24 protein-coding genes and 1 other RNA gene are annotated in these 21697 nt (G+C 59.5%); 14 read left to right on the top strand and 11 right to left on the bottom strand.

All coding sequences use genetic code 11. The features are described 5' to 3' along the window. Positions 1–195: 195 nt before the first annotated feature. The 4 genes from ACA052_RS27950 to ACA052_RS27935 are packed head-to-tail and all read right to left on the bottom strand — an operon-like array spanning position 196 to position 3041. Complete coding sequence (locus tag ACA052_RS27950) at positions 196–933, bottom strand: amino acid ABC transporter ATP-binding protein (RefSeq protein WP_497647689.1); 738 nt, start codon at positions 931–933, stop codon at positions 196–198. After that, entirely contained in the window at positions 920–1570 is a 651-nt protein-coding gene (locus ACA052_RS27945; protein ID WP_497647688.1) for an amino acid ABC transporter permease, read from the bottom strand. The genes ACA052_RS27950 and ACA052_RS27945 overlap by 14 nt, the downstream gene beginning before the upstream one ends. Beyond that, positions 1567–2235, bottom strand: coding sequence for an amino acid ABC transporter permease (locus tag ACA052_RS27940; protein WP_497647687.1), 669 nt, complete (start codon positions 2233–2235; stop codon positions 1567–1569). The genes ACA052_RS27945 and ACA052_RS27940 overlap by 4 nt, the downstream gene beginning before the upstream one ends. A 20-nt stretch (positions 2236–2255) precedes the next feature. Further along, positions 2256–3041, bottom strand: coding sequence for a transporter substrate-binding domain-containing protein (locus ACA052_RS27935; RefSeq protein ID WP_497647686.1), 786 nt, complete (start codon positions 3039–3041; stop codon positions 2256–2258). A gap of 256 nt (positions 3042–3297) precedes the next feature. Here ACA052_RS27935 and ACA052_RS27930 point away from each other — a divergent pair, with 256 nt between their 5' ends. From ACA052_RS27930 to ACA052_RS27900, 7 genes are all read left to right on the top strand, one after another. Continuing rightward, positions 3298–4005: a FadR/GntR family transcriptional regulator gene (locus ACA052_RS27930; protein ID WP_497647685.1), complete on the top strand. Its 708-nt coding sequence runs from the start codon at positions 3298–3300 to the stop codon at positions 4003–4005. 120 nt (positions 4006–4125) lie between these two features. Next, a complete protein-coding gene (trxA, locus tag ACA052_RS27925) occupies positions 4126–4455 on the top strand; it encodes a thioredoxin TrxA (RefSeq protein ID WP_003177349.1) in 330 nt (109 codons plus the stop codon). Between the two features lie 249 nt (positions 4456–4704). Beyond that, a complete protein-coding gene (gene rho / locus ACA052_RS27920) occupies positions 4705–5964 on the top strand; it encodes a transcription termination factor Rho (protein WP_007942421.1) in 1260 nt (419 codons plus the stop codon). A gap of 294 nt (positions 5965–6258) precedes the next feature. After that, positions 6259–8214, top strand: a complete 1956-nt coding sequence (locus ACA052_RS27915; RefSeq protein ID WP_497647684.1) for an acyltransferase family protein — start codon at positions 6259–6261, stop codon at positions 8212–8214. An 80-nt stretch (positions 8215–8294) separates the two neighbouring features. Continuing rightward, the gene (ubiD, locus tag ACA052_RS27910; RefSeq protein ID WP_150712980.1) at positions 8295–9761 is read left to right on the top strand and encodes a 4-hydroxy-3-polyprenylbenzoate decarboxylase; all 1467 of its coding nucleotides are present in this window, start codon (positions 8295–8297) and stop codon (positions 9759–9761) included. Next, positions 9761–10729 carry a CDP-6-deoxy-delta-3,4-glucoseen reductase gene (locus ACA052_RS27905; RefSeq protein WP_497647683.1) on the top strand — a complete coding sequence of 323 codons (969 nt, stop codon included), beginning with the start codon at positions 9761–9763 and terminating at the stop codon, positions 10727–10729. Before ubiD ends, ACA052_RS27905 begins: the two co-directional genes overlap by 1 nt. A gap of 307 nt (positions 10730–11036) precedes the next feature. Then, positions 11037–11705: a gamma-glutamylcyclotransferase gene (locus ACA052_RS27900; RefSeq protein ID WP_497647682.1), complete on the top strand. Its 669-nt coding sequence runs from the start codon at positions 11037–11039 to the stop codon at positions 11703–11705. Here the strand turns inward: ACA052_RS27900 and glpT are convergent. Continuing rightward, entirely contained in the window at positions 11681–13030 is a 1350-nt protein-coding gene (gene glpT, locus ACA052_RS27895; RefSeq protein WP_497647681.1) for a glycerol-3-phosphate transporter, read from the bottom strand. The genes ACA052_RS27900 and glpT overlap by 25 nt on opposite strands. A gap of 327 nt (positions 13031–13357) precedes the next feature. Here glpT and ACA052_RS27890 point away from each other — a divergent pair, with 327 nt between their 5' ends. Beyond that, positions 13358–13966 (top strand): energy transducer TonB, encoded by a 609-nt coding sequence (locus ACA052_RS27890; RefSeq protein WP_497647680.1) that lies wholly within the window; start codon positions 13358–13360, stop codon positions 13964–13966. Between the two features lie 52 nt (positions 13967–14018). Here the strand turns inward: ACA052_RS27890 and ACA052_RS27885 are convergent, their stop codons facing one another. After that, positions 14019–14996 carry an NADPH:quinone oxidoreductase family protein gene (locus ACA052_RS27885; protein WP_497647679.1) on the bottom strand — a complete coding sequence of 326 codons (978 nt, stop codon included), beginning with the start codon at positions 14994–14996 and terminating at the stop codon, positions 14019–14021. Between the two features lie 150 nt (positions 14997–15146). On the opposite strand from ACA052_RS27885, the gene ACA052_RS27880 reads away from it, so the two are divergent. Further along, the gene (locus ACA052_RS27880) at positions 15147–15554 is read left to right on the top strand and encodes a flagellar basal body-associated protein FliL (protein WP_497647678.1); all 408 of its coding nucleotides are present in this window, start codon (positions 15147–15149) and stop codon (positions 15552–15554) included. A gap of 106 nt (positions 15555–15660) precedes the next feature. Here the strand turns inward: ACA052_RS27880 and ACA052_RS27875 are convergent, their stop codons facing one another. Further along, the gene (locus tag ACA052_RS27875) at positions 15661–16110 is read right to left on the bottom strand and encodes an EVE domain-containing protein (protein WP_497647677.1); all 450 of its coding nucleotides are present in this window, start codon (positions 16108–16110) and stop codon (positions 15661–15663) included. A 195-nt stretch (positions 16111–16305) separates the two neighbouring features. Here ACA052_RS27875 and ACA052_RS27870 point away from each other — a divergent pair, with 195 nt between their 5' ends. Further along, the gene (locus ACA052_RS27870) at positions 16306–16458 is read left to right on the top strand and encodes a hypothetical protein (protein ID WP_007942433.1); all 153 of its coding nucleotides are present in this window, start codon (positions 16306–16308) and stop codon (positions 16456–16458) included. A 35-nt stretch (positions 16459–16493) separates the two neighbouring features. Here ACA052_RS27870 and ACA052_RS27865 read toward each other — a convergent pair whose 3' ends face one another. The 4 genes from ACA052_RS27865 to ACA052_RS27850 form a co-directional block, all read right to left on the bottom strand. Further along, entirely contained in the window at positions 16494–17099 is a 606-nt protein-coding gene (locus tag ACA052_RS27865; protein ID WP_497647676.1) for a 5-formyltetrahydrofolate cyclo-ligase, read from the bottom strand. 86 nt (positions 17100–17185) lie between these two features. Then, positions 17186–17364: non-coding RNA, 6S RNA (gene ssrS, locus ACA052_RS27860), on the bottom strand. A 30-nt stretch (positions 17365–17394) separates the two neighbouring features. Further along, the gene (locus tag ACA052_RS27855; RefSeq protein ID WP_007942435.1) at positions 17395–17712 is read right to left on the bottom strand and encodes a cell division protein ZapA; all 318 of its coding nucleotides are present in this window, start codon (positions 17710–17712) and stop codon (positions 17395–17397) included. Beyond that, a complete protein-coding gene (locus tag ACA052_RS27850; RefSeq protein ID WP_007942437.1) occupies positions 17709–17918 on the bottom strand; it encodes a TIGR02449 family protein in 210 nt (69 codons plus the stop codon). The genes ACA052_RS27855 and ACA052_RS27850 overlap by 4 nt, the downstream gene beginning before the upstream one ends. 193 nt (positions 17919–18111) lie before the next feature. Between ACA052_RS27850 and ACA052_RS27845 the strand changes: the two genes are divergently transcribed. The 4 genes from ACA052_RS27845 to ACA052_RS27830 are packed head-to-tail and all read left to right on the top strand — an operon-like array spanning position 18112 to position 21696. Then, positions 18112–18672 carry a YecA/YgfB family protein gene (locus ACA052_RS27845; protein WP_497647675.1) on the top strand — a complete coding sequence of 187 codons (561 nt, stop codon included), beginning with the start codon at positions 18112–18114 and terminating at the stop codon, positions 18670–18672. A gap of 27 nt (positions 18673–18699) precedes the next feature. Next, positions 18700–20034, top strand: coding sequence for a Xaa-Pro aminopeptidase (gene pepP, locus ACA052_RS27840; RefSeq protein ID WP_497647674.1), 1335 nt, complete (start codon positions 18700–18702; stop codon positions 20032–20034). Next, on the top strand, positions 20031–21218 hold the full coding sequence (gene ubiH / locus ACA052_RS27835; protein ID WP_497647673.1) for a 2-octaprenyl-6-methoxyphenyl hydroxylase: 1188 nt from the start codon (positions 20031–20033) through the stop codon (positions 21216–21218). Before pepP ends, ubiH begins: the two co-directional genes overlap by 4 nt. Continuing rightward, positions 21211–21696: a DUF4442 domain-containing protein gene (locus ACA052_RS27830; protein ID WP_497647672.1), complete on the top strand. Its 486-nt coding sequence runs from the start codon at positions 21211–21213 to the stop codon at positions 21694–21696. Before ubiH ends, ACA052_RS27830 begins: the two co-directional genes overlap by 8 nt. Position 21697: the final 1 nt, after the last annotated feature.

The following is a 21697-nucleotide window of genomic DNA, read 5'->3' as shown; positions in this document are numbered from 1 at the left end:
CACGATCAAAGGCTGGCGCCAACGCGTACGGCGCAAAGCCTTGACCCTGCGCAACCCTGTGGCGAGGGGGCTTGCCCCCGTTGGGCTGCGTAGCAGCCCCAAAATCATTCACTGCAAGGGTGTCAGTTAAAACTCGGTGGCTGTTTTACGACCGCTTCGCGGCCGAACGGGGGCAAGCCCCCTCGCCACACGGGATTAACCGGCGGCTTCGACGGTCCCAATGAAATTCGCCAACTCCGCCGTCTGCGGATTGGCAAACAACACCTTCGGGTCCCCCACCTCATGCACCTTGCCCTGATGCATGAACACCAACTTATCCCCCACCTCCCGGGCAAAGCGCATTTCGTGGGTCACCATGATCAACGTCATGCCTTCTTTGGCCAGTTGCCGGACCACGCTCAACACTTCGTTGACCAATTCCGGGTCCAGCGCCGAGGTGATCTCGTCGCACAGCAAGACCTTGGGCGACATGGCCAAGGCCCGGGCGATCGCCACGCGCTGTTGCTGCCCGCCAGACAGTCGATCCGGGAAGGCATCAAACTTCTCCCCCAGCCCGACCCGTTCCAGCATCGCGCGCGCCAGCTCTTTAGCGTTGGCCTTGGACACTTTTTGCACCACTTGCGGCGCGAGCATCACGTTTTCGCCCACGGTCAGGTGCGGGAACAGGTTGAACTGTTGAAACACCATCCCGACTTTTTGCCGCAGGCTGCGCAAATCAGCGCGGGCGGCGTCGAGGTAGTCGCCGTCGACTTCAATCACGCCGTCGTTGATCGATTCCAGGCCATTCAACGTGCGCAGCAACGTGGATTTTCCCGAGCCGCTACGGCCGATGATGGCCACCACCTGGCCTTCCTCGACAGTCAAGTCGATGCCTTTGAGCACATGGTGATCGCCGTAATATTTATGCAGGGCGGAAATTCTAAGCAGAGGCATGCAGTCTCCTTTCCAGGTAGCGCGCACTGAGGGACAAGGGGTAGCAGAGCAGGAAGTAGCCGAGGGCGACGAGGCCATAGACCATGAACGGTTCAAACGTGGCATTGGCGAGCATGCCGCCGGTCTTGGTCAGCTCGGTGAAGCCGATGATCGACGTGACCGCCGTGCCTTTGACCACCTGCACCGAGAAACCCACGGTCGGCGCCACGGCAATGCGCAGGGCTTGCGGCAGGATCACATAGCGCAGCTGCTCAAGCGGATTGAGCGCCAGGCTCGACGAGGCTTCCCACTGGCCGTTGGGGATCGAGTCGACGCAGCCGCGCCAGATCTCCGCCAGATACGCGCTGGTGAACAGCGTCAGGGCAATCGCCGCCGACATCCACGGCGAAATCTCCACCCCGGCCAGCGCCACGCCAAAAAACACCAGGAACAGCTGCATCAACAACGGCGTGCCCTGGAACAGCTCGATGTAGGTGCGCGCAACGTTGCGCGGCAGGGCTTTCTTGGAAATGCGCATGACCATGATCAGCAAGCCGATCAAGCCGCCGCCGACAAACGCCACCAGCGACAGCGCCAGCGTCCATTGCAGGCCCGTGAGCAGGTTGCGCACGATGTCCCAGAAGGTGAAATCGCTCATTGGCTGCTCCTTGCGATGTAGCGGCGACCGATCCAGTTCAGCAATTGGCGGATCAGCAGCGCCATGCACAGGTAGATCAGCGTGGTCAGGGCGTAGGTTTCAAAGGCGCGGAAGTTGCGCGATTGAATGAAGTTGGCGGCGAAGCTCAGCTCTTCGGTGGCGATTTGCGAACAGACCGCCGAACCGAGCATGACGATGATGATCTGGCTGCTCAGCGCTGGCCAGACTTTGCCCAGAGCGGGCAGCAGGATCACATGGCGGAAGGCTTCGAAGCGCGTCATCGCCAGGGCGGCTGCGGCTTCCAGCTGTCCTCGGGGAATCGCTTGAATGCCGGCGCGGATGATCTCGGTCGAATAGGCGCCGAGGTTGATCACCATTGCCAGCACGGCGGCCTGCCATTCGGAAATCTGCAGACCCAGCGACGGCAAACCGAAGAAGATGAAAAACAACTGCACCAGAAACGGCGTGTTGCGGATCAACTCGACGTAGACCCCGAAAATCGCCGAGAACGGGCGAATGTTCCACGCCCGTACCAGCGCCCCGACAATGCCCAGGCCCACGCCGAGCACTGCGCCGATGGCCGTCAACTCAAGGGTGAACAGCGCGCCGCGCAGCAGCAGGTCGGTGTTTTGCACCACTGGCATAAAGTCGAATTGATAGGCCATCCCAGTCTCCCTCGCGGCGATCAGAGATCGGCCGGCAGCGGCTCTTTCAGCCAGGTCTGGGCGTTCTTCTCCAGCGCGCCGTCAGTCTTGGCGGTGGCGAGGATCTGGTTGACCTTGTCCAGCAACGCCGGCTCGTTCTTGTTCACGCCGACGTAGACCGGCGAATCCTTGAGCTTCACTTTCAGCGCCGGGATGCGTTTCGGGTTGCGTTCGCTGATCGTCACCATCACCACGTTGCCGCTGGCGATCAGGTCGACCTGACCGGCGAGGTAGGCGGCGATGGTCGAGTTGTTGTCTTCGAAGCGCTTGATGGTCACGCCTTCGGGGGCGACTTTGGTCAGTTCGATGTCTTCGATGGCGCCACGGGTGACGCTGATGGTTTTGCCCTTGAGGTCGCCCAGGCCTTTGATGTCGGCGTCTGGCGGACCGAACACGGCGAGGTAGAACGGCGCGTAGGCATGGGAGAAGTCGATGACCTTCTCACGCTCCGGGTTCTTGCCCAGGCTGGAGATCACCAGGTCAACCTTGCCGGTGGTGAGGAACGGGATGCGGTTGGTGCTGTTGACCGGGGTCAGTTCGAGTTTGACCTTGAGCTGGTCGGCGAGCAGTTTGGCGGTGTCGATATCGAGGCCGCGGGGTTTCATGTCAGGACCGACCGAGCCGAATGGCGGGAAGTCCTGAGGCACGGCAACCTTGAGGACGCCGCGCTTGACCACATCCTCCAGACCGTCGGCGTGGGCGGGTGCCTGGCTCAGCATCAGGCTGGCAAACAGGGCGGCGAGGAGGGCGCTGTAACGCTGGGTCATGGCAAATCTCCGAATCGGCGAGGAATGATTTCTGCGGTTCGACAGAGCACGGGGCATGCCAATATCGAGATTTGTGGGCGCCAGACCACGGGTTTGCTGGGGTTGTTCGGTCTTACTGGTCTGAACAGTTGAAGGGTATTTCGCACCCCGATCGCGCATTGCCGGATTTCGCCGAACCCCCATGGGGCACGACTTGCCGGGCGCCGCGAATAGCTTTACAACTAGCCGCTCATTGGCCTGGTTCGTCTGAAAAACCATGAACTCGATCTCCCGCGCCGTGCCTGAAGTGGCGCTGCAAGCCATCCGTAAATTGATCACCGAGCAAGGGTTCGGGCCGGGGGATGCCTTGCCCTCACAACGGGACCTTGCCGTGCAATTGGGCGTCAGTCGGGCGTCGCTGCGCGAGGCGTTGTCATCGTTGAGTGCGCTGGGTGTGATCAGCATTCAGCCGGGCAGGGGCGTGTTCGTGCAGTCGCCGGTGGATTTGCCCAAGGGTGATGCGGCGCTGAATTGGCCGTTCGCGGCGCAGGCATCCCCGCTGGACATCTTTCAACTGCGTTATGCCCTGGAAGGCTTTGCCGCCGGTCTGGCGGCCGTCACCCTGGGCACACATGACCTTGATGCGCTGGAGGACAACGTCGCCGCCATGCGCAATGAATTGAAGGCTGGCGACTTTGAGGCGGCGGCGCGACTGGACTTCGAATTTCATCGGCGCATCCTGCTGGCCAGCGGCAATCGGGCGATGCTGAGCATCCTGACCGCCAGCGCAGACATCTTTCTTGAGAGCCAGAAGCTACCGTTCATCCGGGCCGAGCGGGCCATGGAAACCTGGCAGGAGCACCGCAAAATCCTCCGTGCGCTGTCCCGGCGGGCGTCCGGCGCGGCGCAGAAAGCGATGCACGAGCATGTGCGTAACGCCGCGTTGCGCACCGCAATTGCGTTCGTCGCTCCCGCCACGTCTTGACTTGAGCTATACCCAAACTCATGCACCACCATAGCGAGACTCAATCATCTGCACCTTCCTGAACGAGGGAAGGGCGGCTATGATGGGCCACGTTTTTTTGCTTACAACCTGGAGACTTCCATGAGCAGCGATCTTATCAAACACGTTAGCGACGCTAGCTTCGAGGCCGATGTACTCAAGGCCGAAGGCGCTGTACTGGTCGACTACTGGGCTGAGTGGTGCGGCCCTTGCAAAATGATCGCTCCTGTCCTGGACGAGATTGCCGAGACCTACAAAGGCAAGCTGACCATTGCCAAACTGAACATCGACGAAAACCAGGAAACCCCGGCCAAGCATGGCGTGCGTGGTATCCCTACGCTGATGCTGTTCAAGAACGGCAACGTTGAAGCAACCAAGGTCGGCGCACTGTCGAAGTCGCAACTGGCTGCCTTCCTCGACGCCAACATCTAAGCGTCGTTGTAAAGTGTCCGAAAAAAGGCCCCGCATATTGCGGGGCTTTTTCGTTATTCAGGGCTAGACGCTCCGAAACTCAGGTGGTACATTCGGCCCCGCACTGGTTTCTCCATTGCCCCCTGCTAGCCGTCGCCGACGCACTCCTTTTCGAATAAGTACGCGATCCTGTCGCCTTCTCTGCGGCGCGGCCTCATTAAGCCAAAAGCTTAATTTCCCCCCCTCCATAAATGATTACGTCATTCCTATATGAATCTGACTGAACTCAAGCAAAAGCCGATTACCGAACTGCTCGAATTGGCCGAACAGATGGGCATAGAAAATATGGCCCGTTCGCGCAAGCAGGACGTGATTTTCTCCCTGCTCAAAAAGCACGCGAAAAGCGGCGAGGAAATCTCCGGTGATGGCGTGCTGGAGATTCTCCAGGACGGCTTCGGCTTCCTGCGCTCCGCTGACGCTTCCTATCTCGCCGGCCCGGACGATATCTACGTCTCGCCGAGCCAGATCCGCCGTTTCAACTTGCGCACCGGTGACACCATCGTTGGCAAGATCCGCCCTCCGAAGGAAGGCGAGCGTTATTTCGCGCTGCTCAAGGTCGACACGATCAACTACGACCGTCCCGAGAACGCGAAAAACAAGATTCTCTTCGAGAACCTGACCCCGCTGTTCCCGACCGTGCGCATGAAGATGGAAGCCGGCAACGGTTCCACCGAAGACTTGACCGGTCGAGTCATCGACCTGTGCGCCCCGATCGGCAAAGGCCAGCGTGGTCTGATCGTTGCACCGCCGAAAGCCGGTAAAACCATCATGCTGCAGAACATCGCAGCGAACATCGCACGTAACAACCCTGAAGTTCACCTGATCGTATTGCTGATCGATGAACGTCCGGAAGAAGTCACCGAAATGCAGCGCACCGTGCGCGGCGAAGTGGTTGCCTCGACGTTCGACGAGCCGCCGACCCGCCACGTGCAGGTTGCCGAAATGGTGATCGAGAAGGCCAAGCGCCTGGTCGAACACAAGAAGGACGTGGTGATCCTGCTCGACTCCATCACCCGTCTGGCTCGTGCCTACAACACCGTGATCCCGAGCTCCGGCAAAGTGCTCACCGGTGGTGTCGATGCCCACGCCCTGGAGAAACCGAAGCGTTTCTTCGGTGCCGCGCGGAACATCGAAGAAGGCGGTTCGCTGACCATCATCGCCACCGCGCTGGTTGAAACCGGCTCGAAGATGGACGAAGTGATCTACGAAGAGTTCAAAGGCACGGGCAACATGGAACTGCCGCTGGATCGCCGTATCGCTGAAAAACGCGTGTTCCCGGCCATCAACATCAACCGCTCCGGTACCCGCCGCGAAGAGCTGCTGACGGCCGACGACGAGTTGCAGCGCATGTGGATCCTGCGCAAGCTGCTGCACCCGATGGACGAAATTGCTGCCATCGAGTTCCTGGTCGACAAGCTGAAAACGACCAAGACCAACGATGAGTTCTTCTTGTCGATGAAGCGTAAGTAAGTCGAAACACGCTTAAAAAGAGCGCCCCCCAGAAAGGGCGCTTTTTTTTGCGCGCTATATCGCAACATTTGTATCTGGATACATACACCGCGTCCTGTAAACTGGCGCCCGTTCCAAGGGCGTCACCGCCCGCTCACAGCTGATTCGCCGGTGTTCCCTGCGTTAATCCTGCTGGCGATTGATCGCGTGTTCTGACAGGTACGTCCTCGGTTGACCTCCTTCGAATAACCCCCATTCGCGCTATCGGTGAGCCTTTTTTTTAATCGGTTTGTATCTGAAGCGACAAGGGGCGTCATGCACACGTTTGGCAATCGCCGTGATATCGATGGTTTGCGGGCTCTGGCCGTTATACCGGTCGTGCTGTTCCATTTCGGGTTCAGCGCATTTAGCGGTGGCTTTGTTGGCGTTGATGTCTTCTTCGTCATTTCCGGCTACCTGATTACCACCATCCTGTTCCGCGAGATCAGCGCACAGCGTTTCAGCTTCGTCGATTTCTGGGCGCGGCGTGCCCGGCGTATTATTCCGGCCTTGAGCGTGGTCATGCTGGTGACGCTGGCGTTCGGCTGGCTGTTGCTGACACCCAAGGACTTTGCGGAGCTGGGACGGACGGTCCGTTATCAGGCGCTTTTTGCATCGAACATTCTGTTCATGCGAGAGGACGGCTACTTCCAGCCCGCGTCAGACTTGAAGCCGCTGCTTCATACGTGGTCTTTGGCCGTTGAAGAGCAGTACTACATTTTCTTCCCGCTGTTGATGGCGCTGTTGATGCGTCATGTTCGTCATTGGCGCTGGATGCTGTTTGCCGTGCTTGTGCTGTCGTTCGGGCTGAACGTCGCCTATATCGATCGCAAGCCTGATATGGCTTTCTTCTCGTTGCCGACTCGCGCCTGGGAACTGCTGTGCGGTGCCATGCTGGCGGTTTTGCCGGCGTCGAAGCAATCCGTGCGGCCCTGGCTTTATCAGTCTGTCGGGCTTGCCGGGCTGGTCGCGGTCCTTGCGGCTGTTTTCACGTTCAACAAATCCACCGCATTCCCTGGCTGGGCGGCGTTGCTGCCAGTGCTTGGGGCAACCGCGATGATCTGGTCGGGTGGCCAGGGCTCAACGTGGGTCGGCAAACTGTTGAGTGCCCGCGCGCTGATCTGGATCGGCCTGATTTCCTACTCCCTGTATTTGTGGCACTGGCCGGTATACGTCTTCGCAAATGCCGTATCGATTGACGGTATTCATCCCGTTGAGGCAACCGGCTGGATCGGGCTGGCGTTGGGTCTTGCGTGGGTGAGCTGGCGCTTCGTCGAGCTGCCGTTCCGCGAAAAACGCGTGCTTGCGGGGCGCAGACCCGTATTGGTGGGCGGTTTGGTGGCCATGGCGGCTCTGGCGATCATTGGTTCGGCCGTGCGGTCAGCGGATGGCCTTCCGCAGCGCCTTACCGGCAAAGCCCGGGAATACGCAGAGTCTCGGGAATGGAAGTCCGGGCAGATGAAGTGCATGTTGGTGACCTCGGACAAAAACCTGGACAAGGCGTGCCTGCTCGGTGGCAGCACGGATGTTCCGGCCACGATGATGTTCTGGGGCGACAGTCATGCCGCGGCGCTGTTACCGGCCATCGAACACAGCGCACAACTTGAAGGTCATCCGGTGTGGTTGTACAGCATGAGTGCCTGTTCGCCGGTTCTCAGCAACGATCAACGCCAACGCTGCAATGACTTCAACGAGCGCACCATGGAGCGCGTTCGCAGCCTGAAGATCAAGGATGTGGTGCTGGCCTCCAACTGGAGCCTTAACGTATACGGCCGTGAAGACGGCGATAAAAAAGTGCTGCTCAACGAGCACGACAATACGGCTCAAGCCGAGCAGCGCATGGCCGCGGCACTCAAGGCGCGGGTGACGGCGTTAAGGGAGGCGGGTGTGCAGGTCTGGCTGTTCAAGGAAGTGCCGCTGCAGCGTAAGGGCAGTGTTTCTCGCCTGACGAGCCTGGCCCGTATTGGCGGTTCGGTCGAAGGGCTGGGGCGCCCGCTTGAGGAACACCTGGCAAGGCAGCATTTTCTCAGTGCCTTGTTCGACTCGATGGCCGCCGCGGACCCGGGCGTGCATGTCATCGACCCGACGCCGTTGATGTGCGCGCAAGGCATCTGCAATATCGAAGTCAACGGCCATTCGCAGTACAGGGATGAAGATCATCTGTCAGACAGTGGCAGCGCCAGATTGAGCCCTTTATTCACCCCTGTGCTGTCGGGCGCCAATCAAATTTGATCGGCGCAGAGCACTGACAGGCTGCTGTTTGAGCGCCAGAGCAGGTAGGATGTACGCCTATTTTACGGGTGCCATCATCAATGAAATTCAAGGATCTTCGGGATTTCGTGCAGCAGCTTGAGCAGCGCGGAGAGTTGAAACGCATCCAGATCCCCGTTTCTCCAGTGCTGGAGATGACCGAAGTCTGTGATCGCACGCTGCGGGCAAAAGGCCCGGCGCTGTTGTTCGAAAACCCTACCGGGTACGACATCCCGGTACTCGGCAACCTGTTCGGCACCCCCGAGCGGGTCGCCATGGGCATGGGCGCCGAGGCGGTCAGCGAGCTGCGTGAGATCGGCAAGTTGCTGGCGTTCCTCAAGGAGCCCGAGCCACCGAAGGGCTTGAAAGATGCCTGGTCGAAGTTGCCGATCTTCCGCAAGATCATCGCCATGGCGCCGAAAGTCGTCAAAGACGCGGTCTGCCAGGAAGTGGTCATCGAAGGCGACGACGTCGACCTCGCGATGCTGCCGGTGCAGACCTGCTGGCCTGGCGACGTCGGCCCGCTGATCACCTGGGGCCTGACCGTCACCAAAGGTCCGAACAAAGACCGGCAGAACCTCGGCATCTACCGCCAGCAAGTGATTGGCCGCAACAAGGTCATCATGCGTTGGCTAAGCCACCGGGGCGGTGCGCTGGATTACCGTGAGTGGTGCGAGAAGCATCCGGGGCAGCCGTTCCCGGTGTCCGTGGCGCTGGGTGCGGACCCGGCGACGATTCTTGGTGCCGTGACGCCCGTGCCGGACAGCCTCTCCGAATACGCATTCGCCGGACTGCTGCGTGGTAACCGTACGGAGTTGGTGAAGTGCCGTGGCAATGACCTGCAAGTGCCGGCTACTGCCGAGATCATCCTCGAAGGCGTCATTCACCCGGGCGAGATGGCCGATGAAGGCCCGTATGGCGACCACACCGGGTATTACAACGAAGTCGACAGCTTTCCGGTGTTCACCGTCGAGCGCATCACCCATCGGATCAAGCCGATCTACCACAGCACCTATACCGGCCGTCCGCCGGATGAGCCGGCGATTCTCGGCGTGGCGCTGAACGAAGTGTTCGTGCCGATCCTGCAGAAGCAATTTCCGGAGATCACCGACTTCTACCTGCCGCCCGAAGGTTGCTCGTACCGCATGGCCATCGTGACCATGAAGAAGTCGTATCCCGGCCATGCCAAGCGGGTAATGCTTGGTGTGTGGTCGTTTTTGCGACAGTTCATGTACACCAAGTTCGTTATCGTCACCGACGACGATATCAACGCACGCGACTGGAACGACGTGATCTGGGCCATCACCACGCGCATGGACCCCAAGCGCGACACGGTGATGATCGACAACACGCCGATCGACTACCTGGACTTCGCCTCGCCGGTTTCCGGCCTGGGGTCGAAAATGGGGCTCGATGCCACGCATAAATGGCCGGGCGAAACCACGCGCGAGTGGGGCCGGGTCATCGTCAAGGACGAAGCCGTTACCCAGCGGATCGATGCCATCTGGAATCAGTTAGGAATAGATTGATGCGTGTAACTTTGCAGCCCTCCGGAGCCGTGCTGGATATTCTGCCCGGCGAGCGGATTCTCGATGGAGCGCGGCGTCTGGGCTATGAATGCCCGCAAAGCTGCCGCAACGGCAATTGCCATGTGTGCGCCGCGCTGCTGGTGGAAGGGCGCGTCGAGCAGGAAGGCGGTGTGCGCGACCATGGCGAGTTCTACACTTGCATAGCAGAGCCGCTGGAAGACTGCATCGTGCTGTGGGATGGCGTGCTCGCACTGGGAGAGTTGCCGTTGCGCAGCCTGTCGTGTCAGGTCATTGAATGCAGGGACGTCGGCGGGGATACCTGGCGCGTGCGTCTGCGAGCGCCGGCCGGCAAACCGCCGCGTTATCACGCCGGTCAGTATTTGATGATCGAGCGTGAGAACGGCGAGAAATCCGCTTTCTCCCTGGCCTCGGCCCCGCATGGCGGACGTGACCTGGAAATACACGTGCTGGCGCGCGAAAGCAGTGCGCAAAGCCTGATCGAACAACTGCAGCGCAATACCCTGGTGCGCATTGAGCTGCCGTTTGGCGACACCCATCTGGCGGAACTGCCGGAAGGCCCGCTGGTGCTGATCGCCGCAGGCACTGGCATGGGGCAGATTCACAGTTTGATCGAACATTGCCGTGCCTCAGGCTTCAAACACCCGGTGCATCTGTATTGGGGCGTACGTCGTCCTGAAGACTTTTATGAAATCGAGCATTGGGCTGAATGGCTGAAACTGCCCAATCTGTTCCTGCATAAGGTCGTCAGTGATCAATGCGGCTGGCAGGGGCGCTGCGGCATGTTGCATGAGGCGGTGTGTGAAGATTTTCCGGACCTGAAAACGCTGCATGTCTACGCCAGTGGCTCGCCGGCGATGGTCTACGGCACGCTGGACGCGCTGGTGGAAGCGGGGATGGATGCTCATCAAATGCGTGCCGACGTATTCGCTTACGCACCTAGATCCTGATGCTACCTCCCCTGTAGGAGCGAGCTTGCTCGCGACGGAGGTCAACGATGACGCTTGCAGTCTGGATGAGCGCGTTGACCCTGCCTCCATCGCGAGCAAGCTCGCTCCTACAGGTATATAACTTCCCATATAGCTGATCGGTATTTATAGATTTATATAAATGCCGGTAGGTTATATCTAAACAAGGCGATAATTTAAGAACTGTGCCATGGCACTTAAATTGCCTTAAAACTTATGTGCCTTATTGTTACAGCGGTGCGTTCTATTACGTAATTCTTTATCCGCGGGGAGCTGAACGCTATTCGCCATGAGCGCCATTGAATCTGCTTTTCTGAATCTGCCTTACCCGCCGCGACTCGATCTGGGGCCGCAGCTTACGCACGAACAATTGCTCAGCTCGATGCAGTCGACCATGGCGCGCCACAAGGGTGGGCCGGTCTGGCTGTTCGCGTACGGCTCGCTGATCTGGCGTCCTGAATGCGCGGCGGTGGAGCGGATGCGCGGTCGTGTGCACGGCTACCATCGCGGTTTGTACCTGTGGTCCCACGAGCATCGCGGCACGCCGGAAGTACCGGGGCTGGTGTTTGGCCTGGATCGCGGCGGCTCTTGCAGCGGTTTCGCTTATCGTTTGCCCGAAGAACAACTCGACGCTTCCCTCTATGCCTTGTGGCAGCGTGAAATGCCATTCCCTTCCTATCGCCCGCACTGGCTCAACTGCCGTCTTGAGGATGGTAGCCAGGTTCAGGCGTTGGGGTTTGTATTGGAGCGGCACCTGCCCAGCTATGCCGGCAACTTGCCGGATCATGTGCTGAGCCACGTGTTCGAAAACGCTTGCGGGCGTTACGGCACTACTCGCGACTACGTCGAGCAGACCGCCAACGCCCTGCGCAGCCACGCCATGCCAGACCGGAATCTGGAGGCGCGACTCAAGCGTTGCAAATCAAAGCCTGATCAGGCGAGCGCTTCGCGGGTCTGACTGGCGACTTGCTTGTGCAACAGGGTCGGTGCCAGGCAAACCATCGCCAGGATGCACGCGCCGATCAGCAGCACAAAACCGCCGTCCCAGCCGAAATGGTCCACGGTGTAGCCCATGGCTGCACTGGCCGCGACCGAACCGCCCAGGTAACCGAACAGGCCCGTAAAGCCCGCCGCCGTACCGGCCGCTTTCTTCGGTGCCAGTTCCAGCGCTTGCAGGCCGATCAGCATCACCGGGCCATAGATCAAGAAGCCGATGGAGAACAGCGCGATCATGTCCACTGTCGGGTTGCCGGCCGGGTTGAGCCAGTACACCAGCGTCGCGACGGTCACCAGCGCCATGAACACCATGCCGGTCAGGCCACGGTTGCCACGGAAAATCTTGTCTGACATCCAGCCGCACAGCAGCGTGCCCGGGATACCCGCCCATTCATAGAAGAAGTAAGCCCACGACGTCGTATCGACGGTGAAGTGCTTGGCTTCCTTGAGGTAGGTCGGCGCCCAGTCCAGCACGCCATAGCGCAGCAGATAGACGAAGACGTTGGCCATGGCGATGTACCACAGCATTTTGTTGCGCAGCACGTACTTGACGAAGATTTCCTTGGCGCTGAATTCGTCTTCGTGGCTCGCGTCATAACCTTCCGGGTAATCGTTCTTGTACTGTTCGATGGGCGGCAGGCCCACCGATTGCGGGGTGTCACGCATGACGATGAACGCAAATGCCGCCACCAGCAGCGCGACCGCCGCCGGTACGTAGAATGCCGCGTGCCAGTCATTGAACAGGCCCATGCCCAACAGGAACAGCGGGCCGATCAAGCCGCCGCCGACGTTGTGCGCCACGTTCCACACAGACACCACGCCACCGCGCTCCTTCTGCGACCACCAGTGCACCATCGTCCGGCCACTTGGCGGCCAACCCATGCCCTGAGCCCAGCCGTTGATGAAGAGCAAGATGAACATCATGGTCACGCTGGACGTCGCCCAAGGTGCGAAACCGAAAATGAACATCACCCCCGCCGACACCAACAGCCCGAATGGCAGGAAGTAGCGCGGGTTGGAGCGGTCGGATACCAGGCCCATCAAGAACTTCGACAGACCGTAGGCAATCGCGATTGCCGACATCGCCAAGCCCAGCTGGCCACGGGTGTAACCCTCGTCGATCAGGTAAGGCATGGCCAGGGAGAAGTTTTTACGCAGCAGGTAATAACCCGCGTAGCCAAAGAAGATCCCGGCGAAAATCTGCCAGCGCAGGCGGCGATACGTACTGTCTATTTTTTCTTCAGGCAGGGCAGCCTGATGTGCGGCAGGGCGAAAGAAAGCAAACATTCAAGAGCTCCAGATTTCTTGTTTTGACTGCGGATGCGAATGTTACAGTTTCGTTACCGAAAATAGCACCGGTTCGCATTGGCAAAACAGCGGAAATGTTGGAGGGCGCATGTTCTTTTACGAACATGTCGCTCAGGTGTAAGTGAAGGACGGTGTGGGAAACTTTACCTTCGTGCCTCCAGGAAGTTTTTTTGTCCGCAGTAGGACGAAGCTTTGGGAAATGTCCTGCGTTTGAATGGGAAGTCATGACGTTATGTTTCAGGTCGCTGGGCTTTAACCTTTGTGCAGGTGCCAGGTTTGGCATATCGGCAATGAAAGGGAGAGGTTATGCGGTGGTTTGCATTTGCGCTGTTGTTGGTTGGGTCTGTCAGTGCTCGGTCCGGGGAAGTTTTTCTGATACCCGAGCTAAACCCCAAGCCGATTTATCCACCTGCGCTATCGAGGGCCGGGATAGTGGGTAATGTACGTGTAAGGTTCGCTGTTAATGCCGATGGTTCGGTCAGCAAAGTGAGCATCCTGCAAAGCGATCACCCTGATCTGGCCCAAGCGACCAGGGTCGCGATCGAGCAGTGGCGGTTCAAGCCGTGGAAGGTGGAGGGCGACAAGCCCGCTGAACAGGAAGTTGTCGCGCCGATGGTTTTTGGCCTTGATGCTCCTGACGGTGTCAACCAGTGGCTCAAAGAACTGAAGTGCCGCGAGGTCAACGAGGGCCTTGTTAAAACAACGAATGCCCACTGGGTCGATTTGCCGGCGTTTCATTACACACGTGCTTATCTTTCGAGTGGATTCTTCCAAAAACAGATGTCGCCTCAGCAACGGCTGGCGATGATTGCCAAATTGAACAGGCGTGTGCCGACCATTGCCCGGCACTGCCTGAACAGCCCTGTTTCCAGGTACATGAGCTTCCTGCCGGAAGATATTCGGAAGTTGCTTTAACTCCCGGCCAAAAAAAAGCGATCTGAACAGCGTCCAGACCGCTTCCTTCGGCTCAGCGAACCTGAACCACCACCTTGCCAACAGCCTTGCGCTGCCCAAGATCATTGATCGCCTGCGCTGCATTACCCAGCGGATACACCTGCGACACCAACGGTTTCAACTTGCCCTCGGCGAACCAGCCAAACAGTTGCTGGAAGTTCGCCGCATTGTCCTGTGGCTGGCGCTGGGCAAACGAGCCCCAGAACACGCCGACCACTGCCGCACCTTTGAGCAGTGCGAGGTTCACCGGCAGTTCCGCGATGCGTCCGCTGGCAAAACCGACTACCAGCAGTCGACCGTTCCAGGCAATGGCGCGGATGGCCTGGTCGAACAGGTCGCCGCCGACCGGGTCGTAGATCACGTCGGCGCCCTGGCCATCGGTCAGGCGTTTGATTTCGTCCTTAAGGCTGGTTTCGCTGTAGTTGATCAGCTCGTCGGCGCCGGCAGCCTTGGCCACCGCGAGTTTTTCGGCGCTGCTGGCGGCGGCGATCACGCGGGCGCCCATCGCTTTGCCGATTTCCACGGCGGCCAGGCCGACACCGCCGGAAGCGCCGAGGACCAGCAGCGTTTCACCCGGTTGCAGATTGCCCCGTTGCTTGAGCGCGTGCATCGAGGTGCCGTAGGTCATGCTGAATGCAGCGGCGGTGTTGAAGTCCATGGACGGCGGAATCGGCAGCACGTTGTAGCCCGGCACCGCGACCTGTTCGGCGAAGCTGCCCCAGCCGGTCAGGGCCATGACCCGGTCACCGACTTTCAGGTGGCCGACCTTTTCGCCCACCGCGCTGACCACGCCCGCCGCTTCGCCTCCCGGGGAAAACGGGAAGGGTGGTTTGAACTGGTACTTGCCCTCGATGATCAGCGTGTCCGGGAAATTCACCCCGGCAGCGTGCACGTCCAGCAGGATTTCATTCTTCTTCGCGACAGGACTGGCGACGTCTTCCAGCACCAGCGATTCGGCAGGGCCGAAGGCTTTGCACAGCACGGCTTTCATCAGGGCTATTCCTTTGGGAGTGATGGCCGATAAGTGTAGGTGTGTGAGTCGATGGGTCAACGAGCATGCCCGGCCCTGATAGTCAGCCATAAGCTTGTGCTTGAGCGGCGGGTCGTTATGCTAGGCCGCAAACCGGATAAGGAGCGAATTGTGAAAGCGTGGATCATGTTGTTGCTGGCCCTGTCTCTGCCTGTGGCAGCGATGGCCGAAGAAGCCAAAGAAGGTGCAGCCCCGAAGGTTAACTACATCACCCTGAGCCCGCCGTTCGTGGGCAACTATGGGCTGGACGGCACGCCGAAGCTCAAGGTCTACAAGGCTGATGTGGCGCTGCGGGTGACTGGCGATGAGGCGACCCTGCTGGTCAAGGCCAACGAACCGTTGATTCGTAATCAGCTGGTGGCGTTATTTGCCCAGCAGACTACCGAGACGATGAACAATGTCGAGGCCAAGGAAAAGCTGCGTCAGGAAGCGTTGAAGCAAACCCAGCAAATCATGAACGACGAAACCGGCAAGCCGGTGGTTGAGGATCTGTTGTTCAACAACCTGATCATTCAGTGAGTTTTGTGTTGTCTGCCTGATTGCCAAGATCGCAGCCTTCGGCAGCTCCTACATGGGATCGCAAACACCTGTAGGAGCTGCCGAAGGCTACGATCTTTAGCGATGTTCAGTGCAAGGCAATCACTGCCGCCCACTGCTCCGGCGTCACCGGCATCACTGATAGTCGCGAACCTTTCTGCACCAGCGGCATCTCCGCCAGCGCCGTTTGCTGCTTCAAATATTCCAGCTTCAACACCTTGGAAAACGTATCGACGTGAGCGACATCAATCGCGCTCCAGGCATTTTTCTCGGTCGTGGCCTTTGGATCGAAGTAATGACTCTCCGGTTCCAGCGCCGTCGGGTCGGGGTACGCCGCTTCGATAATTTTCCCAATCCCGGCAATGCCCGGTTCAGGGCAGCTGGAGTGATAGAAGAAAAACTCGTCGCCCACCGCCATGGCCCGCAAAAAATTACGCGCCTGATAGTTGCGAACCCCGTCCCAGCGCGCTTTGCCAAGCTTCTCCAGGCCTTTGATCGAGAGTTCGTCGGGCTCGGATTTCATCAGCCAATAGGCCATGGTTTTTGCTCCTTGCGAGGTGAGTGGGCAAGTTGTCCGGCAATTTTATGACAAACCGACAGTCGGTTGACGCCATCGTTTGCGTGTCGGTTCACGTTGTCGCAAAATGCCGGCCTTCTAAGCTTGACGCTGCTGCACGGCCTACAACGGAAACCGCTGCTGTCATCGTGTTGATGTGCCTTTGGGGGGCAATCGATGAAACGCAAACCGGATTTACTATGGATTTTGGTTATTTTGTTCGGCCTCGGCGTCGTGACCACTGGCTATGCCCAAAGCCTGTGGAACAACAAGACTGACGCGCCAATCGAAATCGCTCAGCAACAACAGCCGTCGGCCTTCAAGCGCTGAACCTGTCTTTTCGACGCCGCTGATTGCAGTGGCGTCTAGCCCGCGAAATACCACGCCTTGTCTGTCACCGTTCCTTGCAATGGCACATCCCAGCTCGCTTGAGCCAATCGTTCGACCTTCTGACATTCATGGGCCAGCCCCAGCAGCGTTGGCTTGCGCCAGTTTTTGCGTCGGGCCAGGTACGCCAGGCTTCTGTCATAAAAACCGCCGCCCATCCCCAGTCGTCCGCCGACATCGTCAAACCCCACCAATGGCAACAACACCAGATCCAGCGTCCAGACAGGACGCTGTCGGGCGATATTGGCCAGTGGTTCGAGAATGCGGAAACGGTTGAGTTTCAGTTTTTCGCCGGGGCGAATCCGCTGGAACACCATTTTGGTGCGGGGCCAGGCACTGAGCACCGGCAGATAGGTGGCTTTGCCCCGGCGTTGCGCGGCACGCAGCAGTAGGCGCGGATCGATTTCACCGTCTGTGGGTAAATAGAGCGAGATATGTTTTGCGCGGCGAAACAGCGGTTGCTGGGCCAATTGCTTGTACAGCCCACGAGCAGCCTGGCGCTGCTGACTGGGTGTCAGTGTGCGGCGGGCCTTGCGCAGCATGCGTCGAAGTTGCGGGCGGGGTAGCAGCGCAGGTTCGGTCATGAATTCGGGCTTCGGCAGCGTGGGTACATAAAGCGTACCCGTAAAAAAGCCGATGCCGGTATTTAAACCGGCATCGGACTGGAATCAGGCTCCCCGGATGTACCGCTGTCGACTTAGCCCTTGAACCCGAAAGTTCAAGGTGGAAGATGCAGTAGGCTTTAAGGCTTTCCGTCTAGCGGACATGCACACCAGCCCAACGTGCAACCTCCAGGGTATAGCAAATCGGCTCAGGGACATCGCCAACTGGCAAGCACCCCAGGGAGTGATGCGAGTATACCCCAAGCGGTTTCGCGTTTCAGCCCTTGGTGACGTCCGGATCGGTGGCGAGCACCAGATCGACGCGGTCCAGCAGGTCGCGAACCTGCTCGCGAGTCGAGCCGCTGGCCTGTACATCCGGGCGTTCTTCCTTGTGCAGAAGGTCGTGCGTGATGTTCAACGCAGCCATCACGGCGATACGGTCGGCGCCGATGACTTTGCCGCTGCTGCGGATTTCGCGCATCTTGCCGTCCAGGTAACGGGCGGCGCTCACAAGATTGCTGCGCTCTTCCTGGGGGCAGATGATCGAATACTCTTTGTCGAGGATCTGCACGGTAACGCTATTGCTTGAACTCATGAGTCTTGCTCCAGGGCCTTGAGGCGCGAAATCATCGATTCGACCTTACGCCGGGCGATTTCGTTCTTTTCAATGAGGTGCGCGCGTTCCTCGCGCCAGGTCTTTTCCTGAGCTAGTAGGAGTCCATTTTGACTCTTAAGTTGCTCGACTCGGCTAATTAGCAGCTCGAGTCTGGCCATCAGCGCTTGCAGGTCGGTGTCTTCCATTGTCTTCACTGTCTGATGGGTGTTGGACTGTAGGAGCGAGCTTGCTCGCGATGGACGTCAACGATAACACTGGGAGCCTGTTACCCCGTTGCGTTCTCGGGTCCATCGCGAGCAAGCTCGCTCCTACAGAGGAGTCGATGTAGGATACAAGGCCTTCATTCTAGACATAGCGCCGTCTGGCGCCTAGCTGCCCATGCCCATTCAGAATTCCCCGTACCAAGCTTTCGCCACCCTGCTGACTTCCAGCGGTCATAACGTCTCGCCTGCCGAACTGCATGGCCTGCTGCTCGGTCGCAGTTGCGCCGGTGCCGGCTTCGATGCCGAAGGCTGGCTGATCGATGCCGCCGAGCTGCTCGAAGGCGAGCCTCAAGACAACGTTCGCAATGCCTTGATCGGCCTGCAAGAGATGGTCAAGGGCGAGCTTACCGGCGACGACGTGACCGTCGTTCTGCTGCTGCCGACCGATGACGAGCCGCTGGCTGACCGTGCCGCTGCACTGGGCCAATGGTGCCAGGGCTTCCTCAGCGGTTTTGGCCTGAACTGCCGTGACAGCAGCATGCTCAGCACCGAAGCCACCGAGGTGCTGCAGGATCTGGCGGCCATCGCCCAGGTGCAGGACGCGCTGGAGGAGTCCGACGACGGCGAAAGCGACTACATGGAGGTGATGGAGTACCTGCGCGTCGCGCCGCTGCTGTTGTTCAGCGAAACCAAGAAGCCGGACGCGCCGGCTGCCGCCAAACCGTCGTTGCATTAATCGCAAGCCAGGGAAAACCATCTGCCCATGATTCATATCCCGAAATCGGAATACAGCCGTCGCCGCAAGGCCCTGATGGCGCAGATGGAACCCAACAGCATCGCCATTCTTCCCGCCGCCGCGGTTGCCATTCGCAACCGTGACGTCGAGCACGTCTACCGCCAGGACAGCGACTTCCAGTACCTCAGCGGATTCCCTGAGCCCCAGGCGGTTCTGGTGTTGATGCCCGGGCGTTTGCATGGCGAATACCTACTGTTCTGTCGTGAACGCAACGCCGAGCGCGAATTGTGGGACGGCCTGCGGGCTGGCCAGGAAGGCGCGATCCGCGATTTTGGCGCCGACGATGCCTTCCCGATCACCGATATCGACGACATCCTGCCGGGCCTGATCGAAGGGCGCGACCGGGTCTATTCGGCCATGGGCAGCAACCCGGAATTCGACCGCCACCTGATGGAGTGGATCAACGTGATCCGCTCCAAAGCGCACCTCGGCGCCCAGCCACCGAACGAATACGTTGCCCTGGATCATCTGCTCCACGACATGCGCCTGTATAAATCGTCGGCGGAAGTGAAGGTGATGCGCGAGGCCGCGCGGATCTCCGCCCAGGCTCATATCCGGGCGATGCAGGCCAGCCGGGCTGGACTGTATGAGTTCAGTCTGGAAGCGGAGCTCGATTACGAGTTCCGCAAGGGCGGCGCGAAAATGCCGGCTTACGGTTCGATTGTCGCGGCCGGGCGCAATAGCTGCATCCTGCACTATCAGCAGAATGACGCGGTGCTCAAGGATGGCGATCTGGTGTTGATCGACGCGGGTTGCGAGATCGACTGCTACGCCAGCGACATCACGCGCACGTGGCCGGTCAATGGCAAGTATTCGCCGGAACAGAAGGCGATCTACGAGTTAGTGCTGGCTTCCCAAGAAGCAGCATTTGCCGAAATTGCCCCGAACAAACACTGGAATCAGGCGCACGAAGCCACGGTCCGGGTGATTACCACTGGTCTGGTGAAGTTGGGGCTGTTGCAGGGCGACGTCGACGAGTTGATCGCCAGCGAAGCCTATAAAGCGTTTTACATGCACCGCGCCGGCCACTGGCTGGGCATGGATGTGCATGACGTCGGCGAGTACAAGGTCGGCGGCGAATGGCGCGTGCTGGAGGTCGGCATGGCGCTGACGGTCGAACCGGGCATCTACATCGCCCCGGACAACCAGAACGTAGCAAAGAAATGGCGCGGCATTGGCGTGCGCATCGAGGATGACGTGGTAGTGACCAAGACCGGTTGTGAAATCCTGACCCAAGGCGTGCCGAAAACGGTCGCCGAGATCGAGGCCTTGATGGCGCAAGCACGGACACACGCGGCATGAGTCGAGTCAATCTGGCAATCATCGGTGGTGGCCTGGTCGGCGCCAGCCTGGCGTTGGCATTGCAGGCCGGGGCGAAGGCCCGTGGCTGGAAAATCGTGCTGATCGAGCCGTTCGCTCCCGGCGACACCTATCAACCGAGCTACGACGCGCGTTCTTCGGCACTGTCCTACGGCGCCAAGCAGATTTATCAACGGCTGGGTGTGTGGCAGGAAATCTCCCGCCGCGCCGAGCCGATCAAGCAGATTCACGTTTCCGACCGTGGCCGTTTTTCCACCGCGCGCTTGTCGGCGATGGAAGAGGGCGTTCCGGCGCTGGGTTATGTGGTGGAAAACGCCTGGCTAGGCCAATGCCTGTGGCAAGGTCTGGACAAAGACGTGGTGGCTTGGCGTTGCCCGGCGGAAGTCACGCGCATGGAGCCGCTGACGGATGGCTATCGCCTGACCCTCAACGATGAAACCACCCTGGAATGCGACCTTGCGGTGCTCGCCGATGGCGGCCGTTCCGGTTTGCGCGAGCAGTTGGGCATCGGCATCAAAAAGCGCCCGTATAACCAGAGCGCGCTAATCGCCAACATCACCCCGAGTGAAGCGCACAACGGCATGGCCTTCGAGCGTTTCACCGACGACGGCCCGATGGCGTTGTTGCCGCTGCCGGAAAACCGCTGCGCCCTGGTCTGGACCCGTTTGGGCATGGACGCGCAACGGCTGGCGGCGCTCGATGAGCGCAGCTTTCTCAGCGAATTGCAGGGTGTATTCGGTTACCGCCTTGGCACCCTGAAACAGGTGGGCGCGCGGCATCTGTATCCGCTGACATTGATCGAAGCCGAAGAACAAGTGCGGGCGCACCTGGCGATTCTCGGCAACGCCGCGCACAGCTTGCATCCGATTGCGGGGCAAGGTTTCAACTTGTCCTTGCGTGATGCCCAGGCCTTGGCCGATGCGTTGCTGACGAGCGAGGCATCGCCCGGCGATTTCTCGACGTTACAGGCTTACCGCGAACGCCAGCGGCTGGATCAGAACCTGACGGTGGGCTTCTCCGACCAGGTCACCCGCCTGTTCGGCAGCACGCAGCCACTGGTTTCACTGGGGCGTAACCTCGGCCTGCTCGGCCTGGATCTATTGCCGCCGGCCAAACGCTGGTTCGCTCGGCAGGCCATGGGCCTGGGTACTCGCCCCGATGCTTAAGTGGCTGACGAATACCTTCGGTAAAGCGCGGCTTATGCGTGGGTTCATGTCCTTTTACCCGCCCTACCTCGGCGCCGGCGTTCGGGTGCAGCACATCAGCGATGACTTTCGGGACATCAAGGTGTCCATGGGACTGAGCTGGTACAACCGCAATTACGTCGGCACCCAGTTCGGTGGCAGCCTCTATTCGATGGTCGACCCGTTCTACATGCTGATGCTGATGGAAAACCTCGGGCGCCAGTACATCGTCTGGGACAAAGCGGCAGACATCGACTTCATCGCGCCGGGCAAAGGCCCGGTGTTCGCCCGCTTCACCATTGACGACACCTTGCTCGACGAGATCCGTCGGCAGACGGCAAACGGCGAAAAATACCTGCCGCAGCTGCAGGTCGATATTCATGACGGCGCCGGCCATCTGGTGGCGCGGGTCGGGAAAACCCTTTACGTGCGGCTCAAGCCGCAAGCGAGACAGGCTTAAA

The sequence above is a fragment of the Pseudomonas sp. LBUM1644 genome (genome assembly GCF_059716195.1).
The sequence above is the reverse complement of the archived record's forward strand: the minus strand, read 5'-3'. Positions and strand labels throughout refer to the sequence as shown.

Coding starts and splice junctions, on each gene's coding strand:
- ACA052_RS27950 (WP_497647689.1), bottom strand. CDS start 933: ATGCCTCTGCTTAGAATTTCCGCCCTGCATAAATATTACGGCGATCAC.
- ACA052_RS27945 (WP_497647688.1), bottom strand. CDS start 1,570: ATGAGCGATTTCACCTTCTGGGACATCGTGCGCAACCTGCTCACGGGC.
- ACA052_RS27940 (WP_497647687.1), bottom strand. CDS start 2,235: ATGGCCTATCAATTCGACTTTATGCCAGTGGTGCAAAACACCGACCTG.
- ACA052_RS27935 (WP_497647686.1), bottom strand. CDS start 3,041: ATGACCCAGCGTTACAGCGCCCTCCTCGCCGCCCTGTTTGCCAGCCTG.
- ACA052_RS27930 (WP_497647685.1), top strand. CDS start 3,298: ATGAACTCGATCTCCCGCGCCGTGCCTGAAGTGGCGCTGCAAGCCATC.
- trxA (WP_003177349.1), top strand. CDS start 4,126: ATGAGCAGCGATCTTATCAAACACGTTAGCGACGCTAGCTTCGAGGCC.
- rho (WP_007942421.1), top strand. CDS start 4,705: ATGAATCTGACTGAACTCAAGCAAAAGCCGATTACCGAACTGCTCGAA.
- ACA052_RS27915 (WP_497647684.1), top strand. CDS start 6,259: ATGCACACGTTTGGCAATCGCCGTGATATCGATGGTTTGCGGGCTCTG.
- ubiD (WP_150712980.1), top strand. CDS start 8,295: ATGAAATTCAAGGATCTTCGGGATTTCGTGCAGCAGCTTGAGCAGCGC.
- ACA052_RS27905 (WP_497647683.1), top strand. CDS start 9,761: ATGCGTGTAACTTTGCAGCCCTCCGGAGCCGTGCTGGATATTCTGCCC.
- ACA052_RS27900 (WP_497647682.1), top strand. CDS start 11,037: ATGAGCGCCATTGAATCTGCTTTTCTGAATCTGCCTTACCCGCCGCGA.
- glpT (WP_497647681.1), bottom strand. CDS start 13,030: ATGTTTGCTTTCTTTCGCCCTGCCGCACATCAGGCTGCCCTGCCTGAA.
- ACA052_RS27890 (WP_497647680.1), top strand. CDS start 13,358: ATGCGGTGGTTTGCATTTGCGCTGTTGTTGGTTGGGTCTGTCAGTGCT.
- ACA052_RS27885 (WP_497647679.1), bottom strand. CDS start 14,996: ATGAAAGCCGTGCTGTGCAAAGCCTTCGGCCCTGCCGAATCGCTGGTG.
- ACA052_RS27875 (WP_497647677.1), bottom strand. CDS start 16,110: ATGGCCTATTGGCTGATGAAATCCGAGCCCGACGAACTCTCGATCAAA.
- ACA052_RS27870 (WP_007942433.1), top strand. CDS start 16,306: ATGAAACGCAAACCGGATTTACTATGGATTTTGGTTATTTTGTTCGGC.
- ACA052_RS27865 (WP_497647676.1), bottom strand. CDS start 17,099: ATGACCGAACCTGCGCTGCTACCCCGCCCGCAACTTCGACGCATGCTG.
- ACA052_RS27855 (WP_007942435.1), bottom strand. CDS start 17,712: ATGAGTTCAAGCAATAGCGTTACCGTGCAGATCCTCGACAAAGAGTAT.
- ACA052_RS27850 (WP_007942437.1), bottom strand. CDS start 17,918: ATGGAAGACACCGACCTGCAAGCGCTGATGGCCAGACTCGAGCTGCTA.
- ACA052_RS27845 (WP_497647675.1), top strand. CDS start 18,112: ATGCCCATTCAGAATTCCCCGTACCAAGCTTTCGCCACCCTGCTGACT.
- pepP (WP_497647674.1), top strand. CDS start 18,700: ATGATTCATATCCCGAAATCGGAATACAGCCGTCGCCGCAAGGCCCTG.
- ubiH (WP_497647673.1), top strand. CDS start 20,031: ATGAGTCGAGTCAATCTGGCAATCATCGGTGGTGGCCTGGTCGGCGCC.
- ACA052_RS27830 (WP_497647672.1), top strand. CDS start 21,211: ATGCTTAAGTGGCTGACGAATACCTTCGGTAAAGCGCGGCTTATGCGT.